Source organism: Bariatricus sp. HCP28S3_A4, from assembly GCF_052066395.1.
Classification (GTDB): domain Bacteria; phylum Bacillota; class Clostridia; order Lachnospirales; family Lachnospiraceae; genus Allocoprococcus.
In genome coordinates, this window is the sequence record NZ_JBQHSE010000077.1 from 1 (window position 1) to 1670 (window position 1670).

The 1670-nt window shown below is 39.9% G+C and carries 1 protein-coding gene; it reads right to left on the minus strand.

Features of this window, described 5'->3' with window-relative positions; genetic code table 11:
- Positions 1–100: 100 nt before the first annotated feature.
- A complete protein-coding gene (locus tag ACTNBF_RS16390) occupies positions 101–1375 on the minus strand; it encodes an IS110 family transposase (protein WP_427808885.1) in 1275 nt (424 codons plus the stop codon).
- Positions 1376–1670 lie beyond the last annotated feature (295 nt).

Consider the following 1670-nt stretch of genomic DNA (forward strand, 5'->3'; position numbering starts at 1 on the left):
TAGTGTGAAAGAAAGTAGAGGAAGACCATAAATTGGCGCACTTGAATAAGCTGTCTAAGGCAGGCAACTTTTTAAAGTGTTATAGAGTTAGAAAATTAAATCAAGAAGCTAATGGTTCATCAGGAGGAAGTAATCCTTCCTTTTGAAGAAGTTTCTTGGCTTGTTTGATAGCCTTTGCCTTTTGTTTTTCAAGCATAGGTGCAGGCATATCGATTTTGTAAAGATCGCTCGGATTCCACTGTTCACCGGTAGACAGCATCTGGTAAATGGCAGTAAGAATCATACGGGCAATAGCGATAATGGCTCTTTTCTTGCCACGGCGTTTAACAATTGATTCATATTTCTTTTTGTAGTAAGGAGATTTGTCAGATTTTACGGCTGCATGAGCACACTGTACTAATGCAGGTTTGAGGTAGACACCGGCACGTGTAATCCGAACAGACTTCTTCTTACCAGCAGATTCATTGCTACCTGGTGTAAGACCAGCCCAGCAACATAAACGTTTGGAACTTGAGAACTGAGACATATCAGTACCAATTTCGGAGATGATAGTGATTGCACTATCACGTTTGACACCCGGAATGGTACAGAGAAACTGGACAGCATTTTCAAAATCAGGATTAGAAGAAATCATATTTTCAATCATTTTATCAACATCATGGATTTCAGCTGTGATATAATCCATATGTGCGCGGACGAGGCGCATACGATATTTTTGGGCATCAGTCATCTGATATCCTTCGATGGATTCTATAACAGCATCTTCTTTGGATTTGAGGCTCCTAAGAAGCTTAGATGCGATTTCTTCGTGGTTAATGGATGTACCCGATTGTTCAAGCAGATAGTCGATAATGGATGTTGATGACTTCCCAAAGATATCGGAAACAACAGAATCTAATGCAACATTACAAACGGTAAGAGCATTCTGATATCTATTCTTTTCACTTGAACGGCAGGAAACAAGCTTGTAACGATAGCGAGTGTATTCCCTGAGAATACGGACTTTCTTGCAAGGAATATAGCTGCCTTTGACAAGTCCAAGACGGAACAAATCTCCAATCCATTTAGAATCTTTTGTATCATCTTTGTTGCCTTTTACGGCCTTTACCCATTTAGGATTGGCAATGACAACATTGATATCATCTTCCAGCAGATTAAAGACAGGAACCCAGTATTTACCTGTGGATTCCATACAGACATCATGGCAATCATTGTCGAGAAGCCATTGCTTGAATTTAAGAATTGAATTGTTAAAGGTGGAAAAGCGCTTCTTTTGGTAAGAAGGCTCAATGCCACCAGTAGTTTTAACGATTGTGGCAACGAGAAAAGATTTGTGAACATCGACACCACAACAGGTTTGGTAAGTAACTTTCATAGTCAGACTCCTTTCGTGAATGATAAGAAGCCATTGACTGAACTGCCACACAATTAAACTAAGGTGCTTAAACAATTCTTAGTGTACGGATTCATGATGCCACTTATTTGTGCTTGAAAAGGCAGAACTTACACTGATTAGTATGCTGTCTAAAACGAAGAAAGTTATTACAACTCCTCCTCCCGTGCTTTGTAGTGTAGCTTCTTGCAAACTATTTTACAGCACAACGTAGAGAGTTGGAACACTTTCATTACTATTTGTGCCGCCAGCCAAAGGCGGCGGAATGGAGATTAGT

Coding starts and splice junctions, on each gene's coding strand:
- ACTNBF_RS16390 (WP_427808885.1), bottom strand. CDS start 1,375: ATGAAAGTTACTTACCAAACCTGTTGTGGTGTCGATGTTCACAAATCT.